The sequence below is a fragment of the Escherichia sp. E4702 genome (assembly GCF_963883545.1).
In the GTDB taxonomy this organism is placed as follows: domain Bacteria; phylum Pseudomonadota; class Gammaproteobacteria; order Enterobacterales; family Enterobacteriaceae; genus Escherichia.
This window is the reverse complement of record NZ_CAWORF010000024.1, coordinates 54,371-77,220: the sequence shown is the minus strand read 5'-3', so window position 1 is coordinate 77,220 and position 22,850 is coordinate 54,371. Positions and strand designations below refer to the sequence as shown.

At 44.7% G+C, this 22,850-nt stretch carries 16 protein-coding genes and 7 pseudogenes; 10 read left to right on the top strand and 13 right to left on the bottom strand.

The annotated features are described in order from the left end of the window. Nucleotides 1-105 precede the first annotated feature (105 nt). The 3 genes and pseudogenes from gtrII to AACU94_RS16480 all read right to left on the bottom strand — a co-directional run bounded on the left by gtrII (nucleotide 106) and on the right by AACU94_RS16480 (nucleotide 2,852). Nucleotides 106-1,567 (bottom strand): annotated as a pseudogene (gtrII, locus tag AACU94_RS16490) (glucosyltransferase GtrII). Continuing rightward, complete coding sequence (locus tag AACU94_RS16485) at nucleotides 1,564-2,493, bottom strand: glycosyltransferase family 2 protein (RefSeq protein ID WP_135489795.1); 930 nt, start codon at nucleotides 2,491-2,493, stop codon at nucleotides 1,564-1,566. Before AACU94_RS16485 ends, gtrII begins: the two are co-directional and overlap by 4 nt. Continuing rightward, nucleotides 2,490-2,852 (bottom strand): GtrA family protein, encoded by a 363-nt coding sequence (locus AACU94_RS16480; protein ID WP_135384951.1) that lies wholly within the window; start codon nucleotides 2,850-2,852, stop codon nucleotides 2,490-2,492. The genes AACU94_RS16485 and AACU94_RS16480 overlap by 4 nt, the downstream gene beginning before the upstream one ends. Nucleotides 2,853-3,142: 290 nt before the next feature. On the opposite strand from AACU94_RS16480, the pseudogene AACU94_RS16475 reads away from it, so the two are divergent. After that, a pseudogene (locus AACU94_RS16475) lies at nucleotides 3,143-3,491 on the top strand (tyrosine-type recombinase/integrase); the annotation flags it as partial. A 48-nt stretch (nucleotides 3,492-3,539) separates the two neighbouring features. Here AACU94_RS16475 and AACU94_RS16470 read toward each other — a convergent pair. Then, nucleotides 3,540-3,878: a DUF1294 domain-containing protein gene (locus tag AACU94_RS16470; RefSeq protein WP_135384950.1), complete on the bottom strand. Its 339-nt coding sequence runs from the start codon at nucleotides 3,876-3,878 to the stop codon at nucleotides 3,540-3,542. Between the two features lie 116 nt (nucleotides 3,879-3,994). Further along, nucleotides 3,995-4,693, bottom strand: a complete 699-nt coding sequence (locus AACU94_RS16465) for a TetR/AcrR family transcriptional regulator (protein WP_135489793.1) — start codon at nucleotides 4,691-4,693, stop codon at nucleotides 3,995-3,997. Nucleotides 4,694-4,879: 186 nt separating this feature from the next. Here AACU94_RS16465 and AACU94_RS16460 point away from each other — a divergent pair, with 186 nt between their 5' ends. From AACU94_RS16460 to AACU94_RS16450, 3 genes are all read left to right on the top strand, one after another. Beyond that, nucleotides 4,880-5,461, top strand: a complete 582-nt coding sequence (locus AACU94_RS16460) for an O-methyltransferase (protein ID WP_240726494.1) — start codon at nucleotides 4,880-4,882, stop codon at nucleotides 5,459-5,461. A gap of 90 nt (nucleotides 5,462-5,551) precedes the next feature. After that, entirely contained in the window at nucleotides 5,552-6,847 is a 1,296-nt protein-coding gene (locus AACU94_RS16455) for a PHB depolymerase family esterase (protein ID WP_135489792.1), read from the top strand. Between the two features lie 59 nt (nucleotides 6,848-6,906). Continuing rightward, nucleotides 6,907-7,596, top strand: a complete 690-nt coding sequence (locus AACU94_RS16450; protein WP_130224183.1) for a tetratricopeptide repeat protein — start codon at nucleotides 6,907-6,909, stop codon at nucleotides 7,594-7,596. Between the two features lie 113 nt (nucleotides 7,597-7,709). On the opposite strand, the pseudogene rpmJ reads toward AACU94_RS16450, so the two are convergent. From rpmJ to AACU94_RS16430, 4 genes and pseudogenes are all read right to left on the bottom strand, one after another. Beyond that, a pseudogene (rpmJ, locus tag AACU94_RS16445) lies at nucleotides 7,710-7,811 on the bottom strand (50S ribosomal protein L36); the annotation flags it as partial. 387 nt (nucleotides 7,812-8,198) lie between these two features. Next, nucleotides 8,199-8,300, bottom strand: coding sequence for a small membrane protein YkgR (gene ykgR, locus AACU94_RS16440; RefSeq protein ID WP_064530486.1), 102 nt, complete (start codon nucleotides 8,298-8,300; stop codon nucleotides 8,199-8,201). 329 nt (nucleotides 8,301-8,629) lie between these two features. After that, on the bottom strand, nucleotides 8,630-8,881 hold the full coding sequence (locus AACU94_RS16435; protein WP_130210792.1) for a YdgH/BhsA/McbA family protein: 252 nt from the start codon (nucleotides 8,879-8,881) through the stop codon (nucleotides 8,630-8,632). Between the two features lie 133 nt (nucleotides 8,882-9,014). Further along, a pseudogene (locus AACU94_RS16430) lies at nucleotides 9,015-9,233 on the bottom strand (SDR family oxidoreductase); the annotation flags it as partial. A gap of 206 nt (nucleotides 9,234-9,439) precedes the next feature. Between AACU94_RS16430 and AACU94_RS16425 the strand changes: the two are divergent. Further along, nucleotides 9,440-9,886, top strand: a pseudogene (locus tag AACU94_RS16425) (LysR substrate-binding domain-containing protein); the annotation flags it as partial. Between the two features lie 34 nt (nucleotides 9,887-9,920). Here AACU94_RS16425 and AACU94_RS16420 read toward each other — a convergent pair. Further along, nucleotides 9,921-10,910, bottom strand: a complete 990-nt coding sequence (locus AACU94_RS16420; RefSeq protein ID WP_135489790.1) for an aldo/keto reductase — start codon at nucleotides 10,908-10,910, stop codon at nucleotides 9,921-9,923. Between the two features lie 26 nt (nucleotides 10,911-10,936). Continuing rightward, entirely contained in the window at nucleotides 10,937-11,788 is an 852-nt protein-coding gene (locus AACU94_RS16415) for an aldo/keto reductase (RefSeq protein ID WP_135489788.1), read from the bottom strand. A gap of 565 nt (nucleotides 11,789-12,353) precedes the next feature. On the opposite strand from AACU94_RS16415, the pseudogene fdeC reads away from it, so the two are divergent. Beyond that, a pseudogene (fdeC, locus tag AACU94_RS16410) lies at nucleotides 12,354-16,606 on the top strand (inverse autotransporter adhesin FdeC). A gap of 139 nt (nucleotides 16,607-16,745) precedes the next feature. Here the strand turns inward: fdeC and AACU94_RS16405 are convergent. Further along, entirely contained in the window at nucleotides 16,746-17,597 is an 852-nt protein-coding gene (locus AACU94_RS16405; RefSeq protein WP_135489786.1) for a helix-turn-helix domain-containing protein, read from the bottom strand. A gap of 394 nt (nucleotides 17,598-17,991) precedes the next feature. On the opposite strand from AACU94_RS16405, the gene AACU94_RS16400 reads away from it, so the two are divergent. The 4 genes from AACU94_RS16400 to AACU94_RS16385 all read left to right on the top strand — a co-directional run bounded on the left by AACU94_RS16400 (nucleotide 17,992) and on the right by AACU94_RS16385 (nucleotide 22,223). Next, nucleotides 17,992-18,861, top strand: a complete 870-nt coding sequence (locus AACU94_RS16400; RefSeq protein WP_135489783.1) for an aldo/keto reductase — start codon at nucleotides 17,992-17,994, stop codon at nucleotides 18,859-18,861. A 516-nt stretch (nucleotides 18,862-19,377) separates the two neighbouring features. Beyond that, the gene (locus tag AACU94_RS16395; protein ID WP_130218352.1) at nucleotides 19,378-20,097 is read left to right on the top strand and encodes a (Fe-S)-binding protein; all 720 of its coding nucleotides are present in this window, start codon (nucleotides 19,378-19,380) and stop codon (nucleotides 20,095-20,097) included. 10 nt (nucleotides 20,098-20,107) lie between these two features. Beyond that, entirely contained in the window at nucleotides 20,108-21,535 is a 1,428-nt protein-coding gene (locus AACU94_RS16390) for a LutB/LldF family L-lactate oxidation iron-sulfur protein (protein ID WP_135489782.1), read from the top strand. Continuing rightward, nucleotides 21,528-22,223 (top strand): LutC/YkgG family protein, encoded by a 696-nt coding sequence (locus AACU94_RS16385; RefSeq protein WP_135489780.1) that lies wholly within the window; start codon nucleotides 21,528-21,530, stop codon nucleotides 22,221-22,223. The genes AACU94_RS16390 and AACU94_RS16385 overlap by 8 nt, the downstream gene beginning before the upstream one ends. A gap of 170 nt (nucleotides 22,224-22,393) precedes the next feature. On the opposite strand, the pseudogene AACU94_RS24775 reads toward AACU94_RS16385, so the two are convergent. Next, nucleotides 22,394-22,547: pseudogene (locus AACU94_RS24775) on the bottom strand (hypothetical protein); the annotation flags it as partial. Between the last annotated feature and the right edge of the window lie 303 nt (nucleotides 22,548-22,850).

Genomic DNA, 22,850 nt, shown 5'->3' with positions numbered 1-22,850 from the left:
GGCATTCAGCCCCTCCGTCTATTTGTGATTGCATCCATTGATGTGTGTATTATTTTGAGCTTGAAAAAGGGAGGCGCTCTTTAATAATAAATAAATCTATCAAAGCTAAATATTAAATGGAAGCCACCCTTTTTTCTCTGATAGTTTTATTATCACCAAACCATTTATTTCAGTTATCGAATCTGGATTCGGCCAGGAAGGTAAACTCTTCACAATTGGATAAATCTTCTCTATTTGTTCTTTATTTGCTGGTTTGCAATTACAGATTCCATAGTAATTCATAAATGCAACCATCCTAAAATAGTTGCCACCATCCCACCAAAAAAAAGATTTACCAAAAGTGTCTGCGCTCATGGAGAGCATGTTTCCTGAGTCGTTTGAACCATGTATATATATTTTTTTTTCCGTTAAGGGAAATGCCTTTTGTTTGAGATGTGTATGATATTTCTTTAGCTAAAGAGATATCTTTCTGTCTTGCGAGAGTATCATTCAAAAATAGATTTTTGGATATTGAAACGCCATTAAATATAATAAATAAAAAAAACATGCAGTTTAGGTATTTTATAGAGCGAAAATTGCTTAAGCAAGAAAACAAAATTACTGCTACTATTGGCATTAAAACAAACAGGCGAGGTGGTGCCCCTGAGCCAATAACAACGATAAATATAACCGGAAGTATATAAATGAAAATGATTGATGAAATCAAATAAATTGATCTTGTTTTTAATTTATATGTTAGGGTAAATATCAGAATTAATAAAGGAATTAGTAACCACTTGTATAGGTTTAAACCAGTGGGAGGATTGTTATAGAAATTATATATATTATCTATGGCTGATTTAACAAGCCATTTAATATCGCTTGCATTTTGTATATAATTTGAGATGTACTCGTTCGATTCAAGCGAAAAATAATGCTTGATAGCTTTGGTTAATAGCAGGTAAATTAAGGTAGATAAAGCTATGAGGGATAGAGATAAACATGAACTATAAAAAGACTCACGAATATTTTTCTCATTTCGTATTATCGAATTTATCTGCAACCCAATGACGAATGCAATAATATATGTTACGAATGTTTGGTAGATTGCCATTGAAAGAATGGACAGTACTATACCAGAAAATATCACAATCCTATTTTTTTGCGAGTGAAAAATAATTGCTGATATCGCTGCCAGTAGAAAAGCAATTCCCACAGTATCAGCTTGGTTAAGAAACTCTAATTGATAGGAGATCTGAGGGAAGGTAATAAATACTAACATACCTATCAATAATTCATAAGATTCTAGCTTTAGCGATCTGCAGATTATAAATGCTGAAATGATGATAAAAGATAAGGCTATTAATGGTGTTATATAAAGTGAAAAAGGCTCAGGGAGAAAATAATGTCGCAAAAAAGTGTGAAACCACCGTCCAAGCGTGATTGTTTGATAAAAATTATTTGTGAACTCGCCATCAATATTAAGTGTTCCATCGTACAACCACCCCCAATAACAATAAATTGATATTGCAAAACATGATATGAAGGCAAGGAGATTTGCATTTTTAAATAAATTAATTTTAATCATGGGTTACCTCGATGAGATTTTTTTATGATGTATTTGGGTCTATTTTTTACTTCAATATAGATTCTGCCTATATATTCACCGAGAACACCAATCCCGATCAACTGCACTCCACCCAAGAAAAGTATTGATACAAGAAGGGAGGGATACCCGCGTACTGGGTTACCAAAGATAAGAGTGTCTATAATCATCCATGCACCATATAAAAATGAAATGCTTGCAACAAACAAGCCTATATAAGTCCATACGCGAAGAGGAAAGGTTGAAAAACTTGTGATACCTTCCAGTGCCAGATTCCATAATTTCCAGCCATTAAATTTTGATATGCCAGCAACGCGCTCTGCTCGTACATATTCAACGACATCCGTCTGACCACCCACCCAGCTCAGTATGCCTTTCATGAAAAGATTGCGCTCAGGCAACAGTTTAATGTTCTCCACAACCTCACGAGACATGAGTCGAAAATCTCCGACATTTTCCTCGATCTTTGGGGTGCTTATTTTGTTGTGTAATTTATAGAACCACTCAGCTGTCTTACGTTTCAGTCGTCCATCAGTTGAGCGGTCTGAACGTTTAGCAAGCACCATGTCAGCACCAGCCTGCCACTTTTCAATAAGATGAGGGATAACCTCAATAGGGTCTTGCAGATCGACATCAATAGGAATTACAGCATCGCCGCTTGCATGGTCTAACCCTGCAAATAAGGCTGGTTCTTTACCAAAGTTGCGTGTAAATGACAGCGGAACAACTAGCGGGTCTGAAACAGCCAGCGCGTTAATAATTGACTCTGTGGCATCTTTACTTCCGTCATTTATGAATACAATTTCTACTTCATATGGCTTCAACTCTTGGAATTCACGTACCGTTTTATAGAAAACAGGTATCGCTTCTTCTTCATTGAAGACAGGAACGACAAGAGATATTTTCATTTCGCATCCCTAAAGACAATGAACTTTGAATAGACGAAACCGCACACCAGACTGATGGCGGAGAAGGTGATAAGAGTGACTATTGGAGGAAGTGAGCATTTATCAGCTGCCCAACCAACAATCACACTCAATATTCCCATGAATCCCACGTATAACATGTAGCGCATCGCTGTAGTCGATGCTTTGAATGTGAATCTTGCATTCGCGAAGAAGCTAAAGCTCACAGCCACTACGAAACCTGTGAAGTTTGCCAGGGCCTGACTGGTATGCGCGGCATAGATACATACACCAAAAATAACCCAGTGTATAAGTGTGTTCAGCACACCTATAGATGTGTACTTTACAAACAACTCTAACATTTATTTAACCAATGAGTTCCAAAAGACACGAAGTCTATCATCCAAGTCTCAATTGATCGATACTTGGTGTGGCTGATGAGACAAAACTGGGACACATAAGGCCTCACAATGGCTTGCAAGGCTTTACATGTTTTGATGTGGTGGGACGTGTGAGCGCAGTGTTGATGTGGTAATGCTTTGAATTAGAAGCGGATTCTTATAATTCGTAATGCGAAGGTCGTAGGTTCGACTCCTATTATCGGCACCATTTCAAACTCTTCCCAAGTCTATCTAAGTCAATTGACCCCGCACATACTACAGCTCACTGCCCGTTCCTTATCTTCCATTATCAACCGTATTTTCTTTAATGCGTTATCTGGTTACACAGGTAGTCCGCTGGTTGTTTTGGTGGCGAGATTGTTGATTATTACAGGTGTTCGAACCGGAGAGTGGAGAGCGGCGCTCTGGAGCGAATTCAACCTCGATAAAGCGATATGGGAGATCCCTGGGCAACGGATGAAAATGAGGCGACCACATATTGTTCCGCTTTCAATTCAGGCAATTACAATACTCAAAACGCTTCAGATAATGACAGGAAATTATCCTCTAGTGTTTCCTGGTCGTAAGGATCCAAATAAGTGCATGAGTAAAGCGCCGGTGAAATAACATGGAGCTACTGCCTGTAACTCCCGGAGCGGATACCGGGTTTTATGGTTGATACAATCCATATATCACAACTGACAGGATCATCACGTTCAATACGACGCTGATTGCGAAGTAGGTTCTGAATGGCTGTTTCTGTGTTTTATGTCGAAAGACCTGTTGACCAATAATTGCACCAACCCAACCTCCGACAAAGCCAAACACCAGCAGAGTAGCTTCTGGCACTCTGCGCCAGCCTCTACGTGCAGCCAGCTTATCAGTACCATAAATTACCAGGGTGAGCAGGTTTACGCATGTAACCCACGCAGCAAACGGCTCCGCCAGTAACACACTGCTGGCAGCCGTTAAAAGGAGGAGCAAATAGCAAAAACGATTCAGATTCATGGCGTATTTTAGTCATACCAGGCATGCGCTTGCTATCATTTTTGTATATCTCCCTAAACGGAATGGACTCAATTTTGGGGATTATGATGTTGTGTAAGTATCCCGCATAATCGTGGCTAGTTTTTGTTGACCACTTCAATCCCTTGTATAACAGTTTCGATACGCTCTTTTATTTCCTCAAGTTGTTGCTGACGACCTTCAGGTGTTAATGTCTGATCTTCGTTAACATCCAAAACCCATCGACGAGGAAGCAATGCGCCAAAAACAATATCCATTAGCATTCCAGCACAATTACCCGTATTTTTAACAGCAATACGCCCTTGAGATTGCTGAAGATCCAGCCATTCGATTAACAGTTCTCTTGAGCGAAGCGTTTTAGTGGCATATAAATAGTCTGAAAGCTCTGGAAAGAGAATTGATTCACGTGTCATTAATTTTAAGAGTGCTTCTCTCTCTTTAGCTTCTTCTTGACTTATATCTAATCGGAATATACGAAACAGAGTTTCATTAATGGGGAGCATCTCGTTTTCCGGTCTTGGGAGATCGAGGAACAGGGCTTTATATTCTTTAATTACTTCAGAAAAAATTTCCTTCTTATTACTGAATACCTCATAAATTGTTCTTTTTGATACTTTTGCCCGACGAGCAATTTCTGTGGTTGAGGTTTGGGCAAAACCAAGCTCAATGAAGGCACTATACGCGCCAATAACTATCGCTTTCTTACGCTCATCAAGCCCCGCACTTTTAGGTCTTCCCCGTCGCACCTGTGTCCTCACTTCGCTCTTGTTCTTCAAAATATTTACTCCTGCATTCATTTTTGGTACTTGACCAGTACCAAAAATGGTATCACTATACCAACAACATAAGCAATGATCATAACATGGTGTATGAAAACAACCAGGTAACATCACTTCATAAAATACAGGTCCTTATTTATGAGTCGATTAAATAATAGTATCTGCCCCATTCGTGATCCCCAGGTTATACGTGTTCTGGAACGCATGAATAATGAACGCAAACATCCCCCGCAGGAACTGTTTCGCGAAGCTCCGGCACTTGATCCTGAAAAATTTTCCAGTTATGGCTTTTCCATAGCCCCAGAACAGGGGGAACTTATCTACTTACTGTGCCGGGCAATGAAAGCCACTCGCGTTGTGGACTTTGCAACTTCTGTAGGTATGTCAGCGCTCTATTTTGCCGCTGCGATGAAAGATAATGGTGGCGGACTGGTGATTGGTTCTGAAATGGTACGGGAAAAGGCTGAAGTCGCGTCTCGAAATCTGGCAGAGGCAGGTCTTACGTCTTTTGTTGATATTCGTGTCGGTGATGCGAGAGAAACGCTGAAAGATCTCGGTGGTCCTGTCGATTTTATTCTTATTGATGGTTTCCCTCTTGCGGATGGCCCAAGCCTCGCTCGTAAGGTTACTGAGATCGTTGCGCCACAGTTACGAGTAGGAGGATATATATTAAATGATAACGCAGAACCGGATTTTTTATCTTATGTTCGTGATCCACAGAATGGTTTTATTTCTATAACATTGCCGATAAAACGAGGTACAGAGTTAGCACTGAAGATAAGTTAAATACAAGCACGAATGATAAAGTTGAAAAAATATAGTCCTGGTATCATGCTGATATTTATTTAATTTTTATCAAAAGTAAAGAGGGCATTTATGCCGACGCGCAGAGAGTTTTTAATTAAAAGTGTTGCGGGTGCTTTAGTTGTTTCAATGCCTCGCATTGTATTCGCAAACACAAACAACAAGGCAATAAAGGCTACAGCTATTACACAAGTTTTTGGTGACGGAGTTCGACTTATTGCGATAGCTGTAGAATTTGAAAAGCCTATAAATAAGGAAGAACTTTCGTCAACAGAGTTTAGCGTAAAAAATTATCATATCAATAAAGTGTTTATCAGTCAGTCAACAGCTTTGGTTGAGGCAAAATCAGGTAAGTACGCGATTCTTGAACTGGACCACAGCAAACCACAAAATGAATGGCAAGAAACTATAACGGACCCAACAATACAAAAAGCAGTTCCCAAACAAGGGCAAGGTAAACCCTCCTGGGTTGCAGGAGAAAAACTAAACCAAACTATTAGATATAAAGATGCATCTACAACTGTGATTACACAAAATACCACGCTGGAAACTAACGCCGTTTCAAATCTGGTGGTTGATAGTTTTAGATATGGTAAATATAAAGACAATGAAAGCGGAAAAATACTAGAATATAATTTCTTTATTCCTGAAGAACAAAATAAAGCATTACCATTGGTTCTTTTTATGCATGATGCAGGGGCTACCAGTGCACAAATAACAACGACTCTGTTTCAGGGGCTAGGTGCAGTAATTTGGGCAGAACCGGAAGAACAACTGAAACGTCCCTGCTATGTTTTAGCTCCTCAGTATAATGAAATCATTGCTGATGATGACTGGCGTACATCTACATTGCTTGATACAACAATAAATCTTGTTCAGTCTTTGATGAAAGAATATAAAATAGATCCTGAACGTATTTATGTTACTGGTCAGTCAGGGGGATGTATGCTGGCCATCGCTATGAATATCAAATATCCTGACTTTTTCACAGCGAGTTACCTGGTTGCAGGAAAATGGGATGCGGAACAGGTTGCTCCAATAGCTAAAAACAAATTGTGGTTTATGGCCTCAGAAGATGATGCAGGGGCTTTTCCTAGCTTCAACGCGATTACTGAACGTCTTGAGCAGTTTGGGGGAAAAGTTTCTCGTGCAGCATGGAATGGTCAATGGGACCCTGAACAATATCGATTTGCTGCCGACACATTGTTTGAAGAACAAAGTAATATCCGTTATACCGTTTTTATAAAAGACAGTGTATTTGATGAATACTCTTCGCGAGAAGGTGCCAGCGGGCATCGTAACACATGGCGTATTGCTTACAGCATAGAACCAGTTCGTGAATGGTTATTTAACCAACGCAAACAATAAAGTGTAGGCCAGACTGTCATCAGGTATCGTGTTGGCAGTCATTTTTACCGAGAGACAGAATGAAGGCGTTATTATTTGTAATTCTATTTTTTTCTGCATCTGTATATGCAGATACTCCACCAAAAATGAATTTTGATGAAATAATAACGCGCTCTGCTCAGGGAGATGCAGAAGCGCAAGCCAGATTGGGGGAAGCATACCTGAATGGAAACTACAATCAAACGGTGAATTATACTGAGTCTTTTAAATGGTTGACGAAATCAGCAGCCAGCGGAAACCCCCGCGCGAAACTGGATTTAGGGATTTTATATCTTAATGGATATGGCGTACCGTTTGATTATGCAAAAGCCTTAAGCCTTTTTGAGCAAGCTGACTTGGCGGGAGAAATGAAAGCTGCACGTTATCTTGGGATTATTTATGAAAGAGGATTAGGCGTTCCTCAGGATTATAATAAAGCGGCGAAATATTATAAGAAAGGCGATAAAAATAATGATATTACAGCGCAGTATCGTCTGGCTAAACTTTATGAACAAGGTAATGGCGTAAAACGCGATTATCAAAAAGCGATAAACCTTTATCTTAAACATATCAGCAGAATGGATCATATCACTGCTCCCAGTTTTGTGGCTTTAGGTGATATTTATTCTTTGGGATTGGGCGTAGAGAAAAATCCACAACTGGCTAAAAAATGGTATCAAAAAGCGGTTGATGCGGCTCATACACAGCATCAGCAGGTAGCAAGCCATTAATGAGTAAGAAGATACGTTTGCAGGAAAGTTAATGCTGGCGTACTGAATACACCAGCGTTAATCAGGCATGATTATGCAGCCAGCCTGGTGTCGTTGAACCTTCAAACTCAGAGTTAACGCTTTTTCTTGCGCCTCTGAACAGCCTTAAAGCGGGGATTAGATTTGCAAATGACATATAGCCGTCCTTTTCGCTTCACAATCTGACAGTCTGGATATGTGGGATTCCCGCAGCTAACTGAACGTGCCGGAAGTGAGAGATGTTGTTGGCTATCGTTGGTGACGGCACTATTCAGTAGCCGAACTGCTGATTTATGTCACTACCCGCTGATCGGTATGAACGCATTGAGAATGTGGGTGAGCCTTGCTTTACCGGCTGATTATTTATCACGCAGCCAAAGTAACAATTTGGTAAACCAACATGCGCATTGGGTAACTAAAATGCTGACTCAATGCGCAATCTCTTTTAGTGCGGCACAAATACGGTTTCTTTAAACTTCCCTTCGAAACCGTACGAATATCCTTCCCCCCTGGCATAACTCTTACAAAGTAGGTGGAGGATACATATTTTAAATATCACCTAAGGGAATTGTTTTTAGATGTAATTAATAGTAATGGAGGAATAAATAAGCATATTCTACAACTGCAACCAAAACAACAATATTAATCAGCTTATTACTGATTTCTTGTATCTTATTCTCTTTCATTGGTATTTCCTCGCTTTAAAAAAGAGCGCACCTCATAAGCGCCTCTTATATAGATAACGAGTTTGGTCAACCAATTTTTTGAACTGTATCACAAATTTGGAAAGATGTATTACATCAATTATTACTAATCGCACACAAGTGATCCATAGTTTACGCTGAGATTGGCCCTGAGGATTACGCTGCTCTCCTTGTATGATCCCCGCATAATTGTGCTATTCACACTTAGAAATGTACCGTGTTTACAATCTGCTGAGACTGCATTTTCGTCGTAAGGACAAGCCATGGAACCGATGCTCATGATAAACAGTCCATGGCACATCATTTACTATTTACTTATAGATTTCAGCAACTCCGTGCAGTTTGTTATTCCCCGTGGTAGACAGGATTTTGAACGACGTTGCTCCTTGCTCATCAGCCTTACGAGAAAGCGCATTCGATAACTCATCAAGCGTCAAGGCATTGCTGGCTGAGATTACACCAATCTTTTCTTTGCCATCTGTATGATTAATTTCTTGCGCTGCAAATGCAACATTCACCGAAATAAAGCCCATGACTAATGTAGTAACAAGTAGTGTTTTCATAACTAATACCTAATCTAAGTTATATGTTTGAAAATGAATTAATATAGGAGAGAACGTCTCTTTCCTGATAATTGTACAGATTAAAGCTGTCATAATACTGACCGCTATATGATAAAATTGTCATATTTTAAAATTAGTTAACCTTGGTGTGCAGATTCAGGTCATTAATAATACATTCAGGTTCTTCATGCAGAGGCATATTGTCTATATCGAAAACCCCATCGTTTTTTTGAGGATTATCACTCTGCAGGTTTGCAAACAGAGGGGGCAGATCCTGCTGCGCTTCTCCTCGTTCTGCGACCAGTTCGAATGTTTTATTTTTAGCGGCGTCGTTGCTCAGGGTACTGACCAGATCCACGGGCTGATGACCCATTGCAATAGCGGTATTTACTACATGAATACCGATGCATCCTGTTGCTCCTGCAACGAGTATTTTCATGGTAAACCTCATGATAATTAATCTTTATTTTCGATACATACAGATTATCAATTATCATAATTGTCAGTAATGTGGCTAAAATAATTGTATCTATGAACGCCCTTCATGAGTGCGCATTGAAAAGTGTGGATAAGGATATGATTGCAGTGCGGATTGGACCAGATATGTGGATGGCCGTGGTGGGGGCACCGGAGTATTTTGCCGCTAACGCCTTACCTGAAACGCCTCACGAGCTACAAAATCATCGCTGCATCAATATGCGTTTGCCAACCGCCGGTGGGCTTTACCACTGGGAGTTCGAGCGAGAAGGGAAACCACTTCGCGTCAAGGTTGAGGGGCAACTGACGTGTAGCCCATTGCCAGTAAGAATTGATGCCGCGTTATCAGGGTTTGGGATCGCTTTCCCTGAAGACATGGTTCAGAAGTATGTAAAGTCAGGCAAGCTTATTCAGGTGTTGCAGGAGCGGTGTCCAACTTTTCCCGGATATTACCTTTACTACCCCAGCCGCAAGCAGCATCCGCCTGCTTTTGCGCTGCTGATTGATGCACTTCGCTATTCAGAGTAACGGGTCCACATTTTGTTGTGGACCCGTTTGGGCATTAACGGCCTACGCGTGCCTGGTGCTCAGGCGAGTAACGTTCACCGACGATTTTAATTGTTTCCAGTGCCTCGGTTATCTGCTGCGTATCATTGCGCGAAAGAACAATGTCGACGGCACCCAGGTTTTCTTCCAGCCGGTGCAGTTTAGTGGTGCCAGGGATGGGAACAATCCACGGCTTTTGTGCTAACAGCCATGCCAGTGCGATTTGTGCAGACGTTACCCCTTTCTCCGCAGCCAGTTCACCTAACAAGGTGACCAGTTTTTCATTGGCTTCAATGGCTTGTGTCGCGAAACGCGGTACGGTGCTGCGGTAATCATCTTTGCCGAAAGTGGTTCCCGGCTTAATCGCCCCTGTCAGGAAACCTTTACCTAGTGGGCTGAAGGGGACAAAACCAATTCCCAGTTCCTCCAGCAACGGCAGAATTTCCTGTTCAGGCTCACGCCACCACATGGAATATTCGCTTTGCAGGGCGGTGACAGGTTGTACCGCATGTGCACGACGAATGGTTTGTGCTCCCGCTTCAGACAGGCCGAAATGTTTGACCTTACCTTCTGCAATTAGGTCTTTCACCGTTCCTGCAACATCTTCAATAGGAACATCCGGATCAACACGGTGTTGATACAGAAGGTCAATAACATCTGTCTTAAGGCGGCGTAATGAGCCTTCAACGGCTTCACGGATATGCTCCGGGCGGCTGTTTAAAATCTGCTGCTTATTATCATCGCCGAAGGTAAAACCGAATTTAGTGGCAATCATCACACGGTCACGAAACGGTTTTAAGGCTTCGCCGACCACTTCTTCATTCAGATACGGACCATACACTTCGGCGGTATCGAAGAAGGTGACGCCACGTTCAACCGCAGCACGAATAAGTTCGATAGCCTGACGGGTATCGGTCGCCGGGCCGTAGCCGTGGCTTAAGCCCATGCAACCGAGCCCAAGGGCGGAGACTTCGAGTCCGGATTTACCCAGATAACGTTTTTGCATTGAATGAATACCTCTTTTATCGCGGCTTAAACATCAAGTTTGCGGCCAGTCAGCCATTCCACCATTGCGGGATCGCGGTGAGAGAAGAACGCACTGGTTGCGGTATCCAGGGCGGTAATTTGCAGCATATCTTCAGGGCTGAGTTCAAAATCGAGAATGTTGATGTTCTCTTCTATGCGTTCTTTTCGCACTGATTTTGCCAGTGAAACAATGCCTCGTTGGTAGATCCAGCGCAGAACAACCTGGCCCACGCTTTTGCCATACTTCTCGCCAATTGCCGTGAGAACAGGATGCTGGAACAGACCATTTTTCCCTTCCGCAAACGGTGCCCAGGCTTCTGGCTGAATACCACGACTTTGCATCCACGGAACGGCCTGTAATTGCTGGTTGAAGGGGTTAACTTCAATCTGGTTTACCGCCGGAACGACGTTATTAAAGGCGATAAGGTCAGCCAGTCGGTCAGGATGGAAGTTACTGACGCCAATAGCGCGGATCTTGCCTGCCTGTTGCAGTTCTTCCATGGCGCGCCAGGCACCGTGGACATCACCGTAAGGCTGATGAATCAAATACAGGTCAACGTAATCAAGTTGCAGTCGATTCAGAGAGCGTTCGAACTGGGCTTTGGCCCCTTCGTAACTGGTATCCTGCAACCAGAGTTTGGTGGTGACAAAGAGCTCGTTACGCGCAATGCCGCTTTGTTTCAGTGCGTTCCCGACCTGGGTTTCATTTTGATAGGAGGCGGCGGTGTCAATCAGTCGATAACCGGTGTTAATAGCGTCAATGACCGCTCTTTCGCATTCGGCGGCATCGGTCATCTGAAATACACCAAAGCCCAGCAGGGGCATTTCAATACCGTTGTTCAGTTTTACTTTTTGCATGGTGTTATCCTTCCGTTATCGTTCATGAGAAGCATAACCTAAAGGGAAGAGCTCGATTAGACGGCAGGATTTGTCAGGGGTTATGAACGAAATTCATAAATCTGTTTGAGTGTTGAGATGAGCAGTGCAAGTTCGATATCCCCGGAATTTACAGTCCGATGAAGGAAAATGAATATCCATAAAAAATATATTGGTTTATCCTGGCGTATATACCTACTTCGACGTATTGCCAATCGTGGTAAATTAAAGACAGGTCATTATTATTCACTCTGAATAACGAATTATTCACTGTCCGCAGAGTAAGAAATATAACTTAGGTATCTATTTAATGACTTGCACAAAAAGCTAAATTTTCACCCATAAATAAAAATATAATCCCGCGCCCAACCACCTGATGAGTGGCTACAGGCACTGGATATATTAGGTGGCGGTGTACTTTCTTACATAAAGGTATTTCCTTTTCTGCGGAAAAGGAAACCGGGAAATCCCCGGTTTTTCTGACAAGCAGACGCCATTATTTGTGTCTGCCTATGTTCGTTAATTCGTTCATCAGGAAATTATCTCAATGTCACGTTATAAAACAGGTCATAAACAACCACGATTTCGTTATTCAGTTCTGGCCCGCTGCGTGGCGTGGGCAAATATCTCTGTTCAGGTTCTTTTTCCACTTGCAGTCACCTTTACGCCAGTAATGGCGGCACGTGCGCAGAATGCGGTTCAGCCACGGTTGAGCATGGAAAATACTACGGTAACTGCTGATAATAATGTGGAGAAAAATGTCGCGTCGTTTGCCGCAAATGCCGGGACATTTTTAAGCAGTCAGCCAGATAGCGATGCGACACGTAATTTTATTACCGGAATGGCCACCGCTAAAGCTAATCAGGAAATACAGGAGTGGCTCGGGAAATATGGTACTGCGCGCGTCAAACTGAATGTCGATAAAGATTTCTCGCTGAAGGATTCTTCGCTGGAAATGCTTTATCCGATTTATGATACACCGACAAATATGTTGTTCACTCAGGGGGCAATACATCGTACAGACGATCGTACTCAGTCAAATATTGGTTTTGGCTGGCGTCATTTTTCAGGAAATGACTGGATGGCGGGGGTGAACACCTTTATCGACCATGATTTATCCCGTAGTCATACCCGCATTGGTGTTGGTGCGGAATACTGGCGCGATTATCTGAAACTGAGCGCCAATGGTTATATCCGCGCTTCTGGCTGGAAAACATCGCCGGATATTGAGGATTATCAGGAACGCCCGGCGAATGGTTGGGATATCCGCGCAGAGGGCTATTTACCTGCCTGGCCGCAGCTTGGCGCAAGCCTGATGTATGAACAGTATTATGGCGATGAAGTCGGGCTGTTTGGTAAAGATAAGCGCCAGAAAGATCCGCATGCTATTTCTGCCGAGGTGACCTATACACCAGTGCCTCTTCTGACACTGAGCGCCGGGCATAAGCAGGGCAAGAGCGGTGAGAATGACACTCGCTTTGGCCTGGAAGTTAACTACCGAATTGGCGAACCTTTGGCGAAACAACTCGATACGGATAGCATTCGCGAGCGTCGGGTACTGGCAGGCAGCCGCTATGACCTGGTTGAGCGTAATAACAACATCGTTCTTGAGTATCGCAAATCTGAAGTGATCCGTATTGCTCTGCCTGAGCGTATTGCAGGTAAGGGCGGGCAGACGGTTTCCCTGGGGCTTGTGGTGAGTAAAGCAACTCACGGTCTGAAAAATGTTCAATGGGAAGCGCCGTCTTTGCTGGCCGCAGGCGGAAAAATTACGGGGCAGGGTAATCAGTGGCAAGTGACGCTCCCGGCTTACCAGGCAGGCAAAGACAATTATTATGCGATTTCTGCGGTTGCCTACGATAACAAAGGCAATGCCTCAAAACGCGTGCAGACAGAAGTGGTCATTACCGGAGCAGGTATGAGTGCCGAGCGCACGGCGTTAACGCTTGACGGTCAGAGCCGTATCCAAATGCTTGCTAACGGTAGTGAGCAAAAGCCACTGGTGCTTTCTCTGCGCGACGCCGAGGGGCAGCCAGTCACGGGTATGAAAGATCAGATCAAGTCTGAGCTGACGTTCAAGCCAGCTGGAAATATTGTGACTCGTACCCTGAAGGCCACTAAATCACAGGCACAGCCAACACTGAGTGAGTTCACCGAAACTGAAGCTGGGGTGTACCAGTCTGTCTTTACTACCGGAACGCAATCAGGTGAGGCAACGATTACGGTTAGCGTTGATGGTATGAGCAAAACCGTCACTGCAGAATTGCGCGCTACGATGATGGATGTGTCGAAGTCTACTCTGAGCGTGACTGAATCTTCAGGAGACGTGGTTGCCGATGGTCAGCAATCCCACACGCTGATGCTGACTGCGGTGGATACTGATGGCAACCCGGTGACGGGAGAGGCCAGCCGCTTGCGATTTGTTCCGCAGGATAGCAATGGTGTCACCATTGGTACCATTTCGGAGGTAAAACCAGGCGTTTACAGCGCTACGGTTTCTTCGACCCGTGCCGGAAACGTTGTTGTGCGTGCCTTTAGCGAGCAGTATCAGTTGGGCTCATTACAACAAACGCTGAAGTTTGTCGCCGGGCCGCTTGATGCAGCACATTCGACCATCGCCCTGAATCCGGATAAACCGGTGGTTGGCGGTACAGTTACGGCAATCTGGTCGGCAAAAGATGCTAATGACAACCCTGTAACTGGCCTCAATCCGGATGCACCGTCATTATCGGGCGCAGCCGCTGCAGGTTCTAAGGCCTCAGGCTGGACGGATAATGGCGACGGGACCTGGACTGCGCAGATTTCTCTCGGCACTACGGCGGGTGAATTAGAGGTTATGCCGAAGCTCAATGGGCAGAACGCGGCAGCGAATGCAGCTAAAGTGACCGTGGTGGCTGATGCGATATCTTCAGGCCAGTCGACAGTCTCTGTAGCCGCAGATCGCGTAAAAGCAGGCGAAAGCACAACCGTGACGCTTATTGCAAAAGATGCACATGGCAACGCTATCAGTGGTCTTTCCCTGTCGGCAAGCCTGACGGGTGCTGCGTCTGAAGGGGCGACTGTATCCAACTGGACCGAGCAAGGCGATGGTTCCTATGTCGCTACGCTGACCACAGGCGGAAAGACAGGTGAGCTTCTCGTTATGCCGCTATTCAACGGTCAGCCAGCAGCCACCGAGCTGCGCGGTTGACTGTCGTTGCGGGGGAGATGTCATCAGCGAACTCTACGCTTGTTGCTGACAATGAGGCTCCGACCGTCAAAGCGACGACGGAACTCACCTTCACCGCGAAGGATGCGTACGGGAACCTTGTCACCGGGCTGAAGCCAGATGCCCCGCAGTTTAGTGGTGCCGCCAGCACGGGGACAGAGCGACCTTCAACAGGAGACTGGACAGAAACAAGTAATGGGGTCTACGTGGCGACCTTGACTCTGGGATCTGCCGCGGGCCAGTTGTCTGTGATGCCGCGAGTGAACGGCCAAAATGCCGTTGCTCAGCCACTGGTGCTGAATGTTGCAGGCGATGCTTCCCAGGCAGTGATCAGTGATATGACGGTGAAGGTTGATAACCAGCTGGCAAATGGACAGTCGACTAACCAGGTAACCCTGACCGTTGTGGACACCTATGGTAACCCGTTGCAGGGACAAAATGTGACGCTGACTCTGCCGAAAGGTGTGACCAGCAAGACGGGGAATACGGTAACAACCGATGCGGCAGGTAAAGCCGACATTGAGCTGATGTCAACGGTTGCCGGGGAACACAGCATCGCGGCCTCAGTGAATAATACTCAGAAGACGGTTTCGGTAAAATTCAAGGCGGATTTCAGTACCGGTCAGGCGACCCTGGAGGTTGATGGCAGCACGCCAAAAGTGGCAAACGACAAAGATGCCTTTACGCTGACGGCAACGGTTAAGGATCAATACGGCAACCTTCTTCCTGGCGCTGTGGTCGTCTTTAATCTGCCTCGGGGCGTCAAACCGCTTGCAGACGGTAATATCATGGTGAACGCCGACAAGGAGGGTAAAGCGGAACTGAAAGTGGTTTCCGTGACTGCCGGAACGTATGAGGTCACGGCGTCGGCAGGAAATGACAAGCCTTCGGATGCGCAGACTATAACGTTTGTGGCCGATAAGGCTACCGCAACCGTCTCCGGTATTGAGGTGATTGGCAACTATGCATTGGCGGATGGCAAAGCCAAACAGACGTATAAAGTTACGGTGACTGATGCCAATAACAACCTGTTGAAAGATAGCGACGTGACGCTGACTGCCAGCCCGGCAAATTTAGTTCTTGATCCGTCTGGCACAGCGAAAACTAATGAGCAAGGACAGGCTATTTTCACCGCCACGACCACTGTCGCAGCGAAATATACACTCACGGCGCAAGTGGAACAGGCCGACGGTCAGGTATCGACGAAAACTGCCGAATCTAAATTCGTCGCGGATGATAAAAACGCGGAGCTCGTCGCAACATCTAATGTAGATTCTCTGGTGGCGGATGGGGTACAGACCGCAACAATGACGGTTACCCTGTTCTCGGCAAATAACCCTGTTGGGGGGAATGTGTGGGTCGACATTGAGGCTCCGGAAGGAGTGACGGAGAAGGATTATAAATTCCTGCCGTCGAAGGCCGACCATTTCTCGGGTGGGAAAATCACGCGTACATTTAGTACCAGCAAGCCAGGTGTCTATAAGTTCACATACAACGCACTGACGTATGGCGGGTACGAAATGAAGCCTGTGAAGGTGACAATTAACGCCGTTGCTGCAGAGACTGAAAAGGGCGAGGAGGAGATGCCATAATTTGAATAGTATGAAAGTTACGATCTAATAAAGAATAATGGTGTTGAAATATTCAACGCCATTATTCACTGAATACCTTGCCTGATACTGATTAAATAGTATCAGGCAAGGATAAAACTCAATAAGAGATAGCGACAAACTAAACCGGACGAACGGGAATAAAAATTTCGCAAACAACATCATTGCCATCCTTTTCTACGAAATCTTCATTGTAATAAAAGCGCTCAATATCGCTGCCGTTCACTCTGGCTAACCCCCTGGCAGGCAACGCTATCAGATAGATGTTCCGAACCCAGTCAGAGTAATGTTCCCAATTTCCTTCATAACGGAAAGAGGCATAAAGTCCTCGGGTCGTTGTCCACTCTTTCGGCATGTCAGCATATTCACATACCGTACCAGCAAAGGTTTCAACTGTGAGTAAATCGACCGACTTTGTTGATGGTTTAAACGTTGAGACGAAATAGATATCCGTCTTAAAATCCTTCATGCACCTGGCTAAATGATGACGCCGCAATTTGACTTCTTCATCCGGTGATTTATTCGATATTTCAGTATCATACTTAAATGAATTGCCAAAAATACGTGTTTCAGGGAAATGAATTAATGTGCAATCAGTTTTTGTATGTTGGCGTGCTAAAAATGGAGGGAAGATATTTTCCAGATCCCAATAATCACGGAGCCGGTATTCTCGGGGAGAGCATCCGAACAACTTTTTAAATTCGCGACTGAATGACTGCTGTGAATCAAAATGCAAAGATAGTGCAATATCAAGCATAGATTTCGCTGTAAGTCGGACAAGAATAGCTGCCCGGCAAAGTCTTCGTTTGCGAATGTATTCTCCCAGCGGCACATGCATGAAGTTTCTGAACAGGAGCTGGATATTGCGTCTACTGTAGCCAGATTTCTGTGCGATATCTTCGATTGAGATAGGGTTACCGAGATTGCACTCAATCCACTCCAGGAGTTGCTGCAAAATCTTCTGCCTGATCATAACATTCTCCATTTACCCTTCGCCATTTCGTACATTTTTCGTATGACAAAGGCTATTAGTGTATCAAAAACAGAAAGGTCCGAGGCCAGGCGACTGACAGTATCTCAGATTGTTGACAAATGCTTGTTGTGTATGCCGGAACTTATCCAGCCTACAAAATAGCGTAGATTCAATAAATTGCGATTCTCTGGTAGGCATGATAATCATAGCGCATCAGGCAATTTTGTGCTTGTCATCAATCTCATCGTATCTGCTTCATTTTTCCCATAATAGAGAAATTACAGTCCCCTATTATTAATGAAATTTTTACATAAGTGATATCAAAATCCACATACTAATCTGCGGTCATGTTTTAACGTAGACTGATGATTCATACGTAATGGAGGGACTGCTAGTGGAATTTTCCGTATTAAGCAACAATCTGAAAATGCCGATGATGGGATTTGGTGTTTTTCAGGTTACCGATAAAGAAGTATGTAAACAATCAGTGTTGAATGCTATCCGAACCGGTTATCGACTCATCGACACTGCAGCGGTATATGGTAATGAAGACGCCGTCGGCGACGCTATTCGTGAAGCCATTTCGGAAGGTTTCTGTACCCGCGAGGAGTTATTTATTACGTCTAAACTGTGGGTGCAGGACATGGTTGATCAGGATACGGCAAAAGCTGGTATTGAAGCGTCATTAAAAAAATCGGGACTTGAATACTTTGATCTCTATTTATTGCACCAGGCAATGCGCGATTATTTCAGTGCATGGCGTGCACTGGAAGAGGCCTATGAAGAGGGCAAACTGAAAGCGATTGGGGTTTCCAATTTCTATCCTCATGTTCTGGCAAACTTTTGTGAAACAGTCAGAATTAAGCCAATGGTCAACCAGGTTGAGTTGCATCCCTATTTTGCCCAACCAGAAGCGTTGGCAACCATGAAGTACTACAACGTGCAGCCTGAAGCATGGGCACCATTAGGCGGTGGAAGACATAAACCATTTGAAAACAGCCTGCTTCAGGGTATTGCAAATGCACACCAAAAATCGATTTCTCAGGTAATTCTACGCTGGAATATTCAACGGGGAGTGGTTGTTATTCCAAAATCGACTCATCAGCATCGTATTGAAGAGAACTTCGCTATCTGGGATTTTTCACTGACAGAGAAAGAAATAGCGCAAATAAGCTCACTTGATCTGGGGTATGTTGGCGAATCCGTAAAACATTTTAATCCTGAGTTTGTTCGTGGCTGTCTTGGCGTAAAAATACATAACTAATTAGACTTATCAGGATGCTACCTGACCCGCACTCTGAAAATATAACTTATAGCAGATGTTATTATATATTTTCCGAAGGCGGGATCTCATTATAAAAGTAAAAATACACACTGAATCGCTTCAGTAAGATAAAATTACAGTTATTAATGGTTGTGAAATTATTGTTAATAATTTCATTTATACTCATTTGGGGGACTGTTTTAATAGATACCAAATGAGTATCTCTAAATAGGCATTCAAGATAAATCCAATGAAATTCAATACGTTATTTTATCGAATGCATGATTCCGTGTTGTTAGTGGCGATCACTATAAAAATGTGAGCGACGCCGAAAGAAATAGAATTAGCTATTGCATCCAGGTATCCAATGATGGATTATTGATTTGTCATACAAATCAGTTTGAATTTGTATTCTGCTACCCAATAAAAAAGCCGCCATTTTTATTGATGTCTGATAACCCGGAAGGAGTGGTTGCGATCAGGCATAAGTAGAAATGAAGCAATGGAGTATTGGTTGTGAATGTAAATTTCTTTGTTACCTGTATTGGTGATGCCCTGAAATCAAGGATGGCACGCGACTCCGTGCTGCTCTTGGAAAAACTCGGCTGTCGCGTAAATTTTCCTGAGAAACAGGGATGCTGCGGTCAGCCTGCGATCAATAGTGGTTATATCAAAGAAGCGATCCCAGGAATGAAAAATCTGATCGCTGCACTTGAAGATAACGACGATCCCATTATTTCTCCCGCCGGTTCCTGCACTTACGCCGTAAAAAGTTACCCAACATATCTGGCTGACGAACCAGAATGGGCATCACGTGCAGAAAAGGTCGCCGCACGTATGCAGGATCTCACTTCTTTTATTGTCAATACATTAGGGGTAGTCGATGTAGGCGCCAGCTTGCAAGGGAGGGCGGTATATCATCCATCCTGTAGTCTGGCCCGTAAGCTGGGTGTGAAGGATGAACCACTTACGCTGCTAAAAAATGTACGTGGACTGGAGCTGTTGCCCTTTGCCGAACAGGATACTTGCTGCGGGTTTGGCGGTACGTTCTCGGTCAAAATGGCCGAAATTTCCGGCGAGATGGTGAAAGAAAAGGTTTCACACCTGATGGAGGTTTGTCCTGAGTATTTAATTGGTGCCGACATTAGTTGCTTGCTGAATATAAGTGGGCGATTACAACGGGAAGGGCAGAAAGTCAAAGTGATGCATATTGCTGAAGTGCTGATGAGCCGCTGAGGGTATAAAGATGTCGATCAAAACCAGTAATACAGAATTCAAGACACGCATCCGTCAGCAAATTGAAGATCCGATCATGCGCAAAGCGGTGGCAAACGCGCAGCAGCGTATTGGAGCAAATCGGCAAAAAATGGTCGATGAATTAGGTCACTGGGAGGAGTGGCGCGATCGTGCCAGCCAGATACGTGATCATGTTCTGAGTAATCTCGACGCTTATCTGTACCAGCTCTCCGAAAAAGTGACGCAAAACGGCGGTCACGTCTGGTTTGCAAAAACCAAAGAAGACGCTACCCGCTACATTTTACAGGTCGCCCAACGCAAAAATGCCCGGAAGGTGGTGAAATCTAAATCGATGGTGACCGAAGAGATTGGTGTCAATCATGTGTTGCAGGATGCTGGCATTCAGGTGATTGAAACCGATCTGGGTGAATACATTCTTCAGTTGGATCAAGATCCGCCATCTCATGTTGTGGTCCCGGCTATCCATAAAGATCGCCACCAGATCCGCCGGGTGCTACACGAACGTCTGGGCTATGATGGCCCGGAGACGCCTGAAGCGATGACCTTATTCATTCGTCAAAAGATCCGTGAAGATTTCCTCAGTGCCGAAATCGGTATAACCGGCTGTAATTTCGCGGTAGCAGAAACCGGTTCGGTATGCCTGGTGACCAATGAAGGCAATGCGCGAATGTGTACCACGCTACCTAAAACGCACATCGCGGTGATGGGGATGGAGCGTATTGCCCCCACGTTTGCCGAGGTTGATGTATTGATCACCATGCTGGCGCGTAGTGCCGTTGGCGCACGTTTGACGGGATACAACACCTGGCTGACAGGGCCGCGCGAAGCGGGGCATGTGGACGGGCCTGAAGAGTTTCATCTGGTTATTGTTGATAACGGGCGTTCTGAAGTGCTGGCCTCTGAATTTCGGGATGTGCTGCGTTGTATTCGTTGCGGAGCCTGTATGAATACTTGTCCGGCATATCGCCACATTGGAGGTCACGGATACGGCTCAATTTACCCAGGGCCAATCGGCGCGGTGATTTCTCCGCTACTTGGCGGCTATAAAGATTTTAAAGATTTACCTTACGCCTGCTCTTTATGCACGGCCTGTGACAGCGTGTGTCCGGTGCGTATTCCTCTGTCGAAACTGATTTTGCGTCATCGTCGGGTGATGGCTGAAAAAGGGAACACCGCAAAAGCAGAGCAACGGGCGATCAAAATGTTCGCTTATGCCAATAGCCATCCGGGATTGTGGAAAGTCGGGATGATGGCAGGCGCTCATGCGGCAAGCTGGTTTATCAGTGGTGGCAAAACACCACTCAGGATCGGTGCGATTAGCGACTGGATGGAAGCCCGCGATCTTCCTGAAGCTGACGGCGAGAGTTTCCGTAGTTGGTTTAAGAAACATCAGGCGCAGGAGAAAAAAAATGGATAATCGAAGCGAATTCTTGCAAAACGTTGCTCAGGCACTGGGCCGCCCGCTGCGACTCGAACCGCAAACGGAAGATGTGCCGCTTAACAACTATGCTAACGAGCGTCTTACTGAACTTAACCAGCAACAGCGCTGTGACGCGTTTATCCAGTTTGCCAGTGATGTCATGTTGACGCGTTGTGAACTGACCAGCGAGGCGAAGGCGGCAGATGCTGCATTACGCCTGTGTAAAGAGCTGGGAGAGCAGCCGGTGATGATTAGCGGTGACAGGCGACTGGAAGAACTGGGGATCCATGAACGTTTACAACAGGAATGCAATGCCGCCGTGTGGGATCCGCTGAAAGGTGCCGAGAATATCTCGCAGGCAGAGCAGGCTAAAGTTGGCGTAGTGTATGCTGAATATGGCTTAACAGAATCGGGAGGCGTGGTGCTTTTTTCCGCTGCTGAGCGTGGGCGCTCGTTGAGTTTGCTCCCTGAGTCCTCAATTTTTATCCTGCGCAAAAGCACCATCCTGCCACGTGTGGCGCAACTCGCAGAAAAATTGCATCAGAAAGCGCTGTCTGGTGAGCGTATGCCGTCCTGCATTAACATCATTAGCGGCCCTAGTTCAACGGCGGATATTGAGCTTATCAAAGTCGTCGGGGTTCATGGCCCGGTGAAAGCGGTATACCTGATTATTGAGGATTGCTGAGAGAGAGTAACATGAGAGTTACCTCACGTTTTTATAGCAGGATTCGGTCCCGTATCAAAACGGTAACTCTCAACCTTGCAAAGCCTACAGTCAAATCAAGTCGCGACTGAATTTTTAGCTCTAGCAGTATTCTATTCGCCACAAAATACGCAGCCGTGCTTCTCACCAATCATAATTGATGCATCCACCACGCGCAGGCCTTCCGGTTCGTATACGGCCCGCCGTCTCGTCGTAGTCTGTTCTGTACGCATCGCCCGGGGGAAAGGCGGTTTCGGTGCAATTACGCACAAGTTCGTTGAGCTGTTCATCGGTCTGACAATCGACACACAGGGAATAGTGTGATGTTCCAGGACGTGCATAAAACTGCACCATCTCTGCATATGGTACGGGAATCATTGACCCACTGTAGAATTTTATGCATATATTATATATAGTTGTAACTTCATATCTTGTAATTCCTCTTAGTCACTTGGAAATCTTATATTCTATTAATTAACGGTTTTATATGAATGAAAGCTGAATGGATTCAGTCTTATGCGCATATATATTTATTAATAAGACAATTCTTATAATTAAATACCTAATAAGAGTTATCACCTTTGTCGGTTATATATTAAATGTGTAACG

Excerpts from the sequence above, each read along its gene's own strand:
- AACU94_RS16460 (WP_240726494.1), top strand. The coding sequence starts at position 4,880 with ATGAATAATGAACGCAAACATCCCCCGCAGGAACTGTTTCGCGAAGCT.
- AACU94_RS16420 (WP_135489790.1), bottom strand. The coding sequence starts at position 10,910 with ATGCAAAAACGTTATCTGGGTAAATCCGGACTCGAAGTCTCCGCCCTT.
- AACU94_RS16470 (WP_135384950.1), bottom strand. The coding sequence starts at position 3,878 with ATGAATCTGAATCGTTTTTGCTATTTGCTCCTCCTTTTAACGGCTGCC.
- AACU94_RS16435 (WP_130210792.1), bottom strand. The coding sequence starts at position 8,881 with ATGAAAACACTACTTGTTACTACATTAGTCATGGGCTTTATTTCGGTG.
- ykgR (WP_064530486.1), bottom strand. The coding sequence starts at position 8,300 with ATGAAAGAGAATAAGATACAAGAAATCAGTAATAAGCTGATTAATATT.
- AACU94_RS16405 (WP_135489786.1), bottom strand. The coding sequence starts at position 17,597 with ATGATCAGGCAGAAGATTTTGCAGCAACTCCTGGAGTGGATTGAGTGC.
- AACU94_RS16385 (WP_135489780.1), top strand. The coding sequence starts at position 21,528 with ATGGATAATCGAAGCGAATTCTTGCAAAACGTTGCTCAGGCACTGGGC.
- AACU94_RS16390 (WP_135489782.1), top strand. The coding sequence starts at position 20,108 with ATGTCGATCAAAACCAGTAATACAGAATTCAAGACACGCATCCGTCAG.
- AACU94_RS16465 (WP_135489793.1), bottom strand. The coding sequence starts at position 4,693 with ATGAATGCAGGAGTAAATATTTTGAAGAACAAGAGCGAAGTGAGGACA.
- AACU94_RS16455 (WP_135489792.1), top strand. The coding sequence starts at position 5,552 with ATGCCGACGCGCAGAGAGTTTTTAATTAAAAGTGTTGCGGGTGCTTTA.
- AACU94_RS16485 (WP_135489795.1), bottom strand. The coding sequence starts at position 2,493 with ATGAAAATATCTCTTGTCGTTCCTGTCTTCAATGAAGAAGAAGCGATA.
- AACU94_RS16415 (WP_135489788.1), bottom strand. The coding sequence starts at position 11,788 with ATGCAAAAAGTAAAACTGAACAACGGTATTGAAATGCCCCTGCTGGGC.
- AACU94_RS16480 (WP_135384951.1), bottom strand. The coding sequence starts at position 2,852 with ATGTTAGAGTTGTTTGTAAAGTACACATCTATAGGTGTGCTGAACACA.
- AACU94_RS16450 (WP_130224183.1), top strand. The coding sequence starts at position 6,907 with ATGAAGGCGTTATTATTTGTAATTCTATTTTTTTCTGCATCTGTATAT.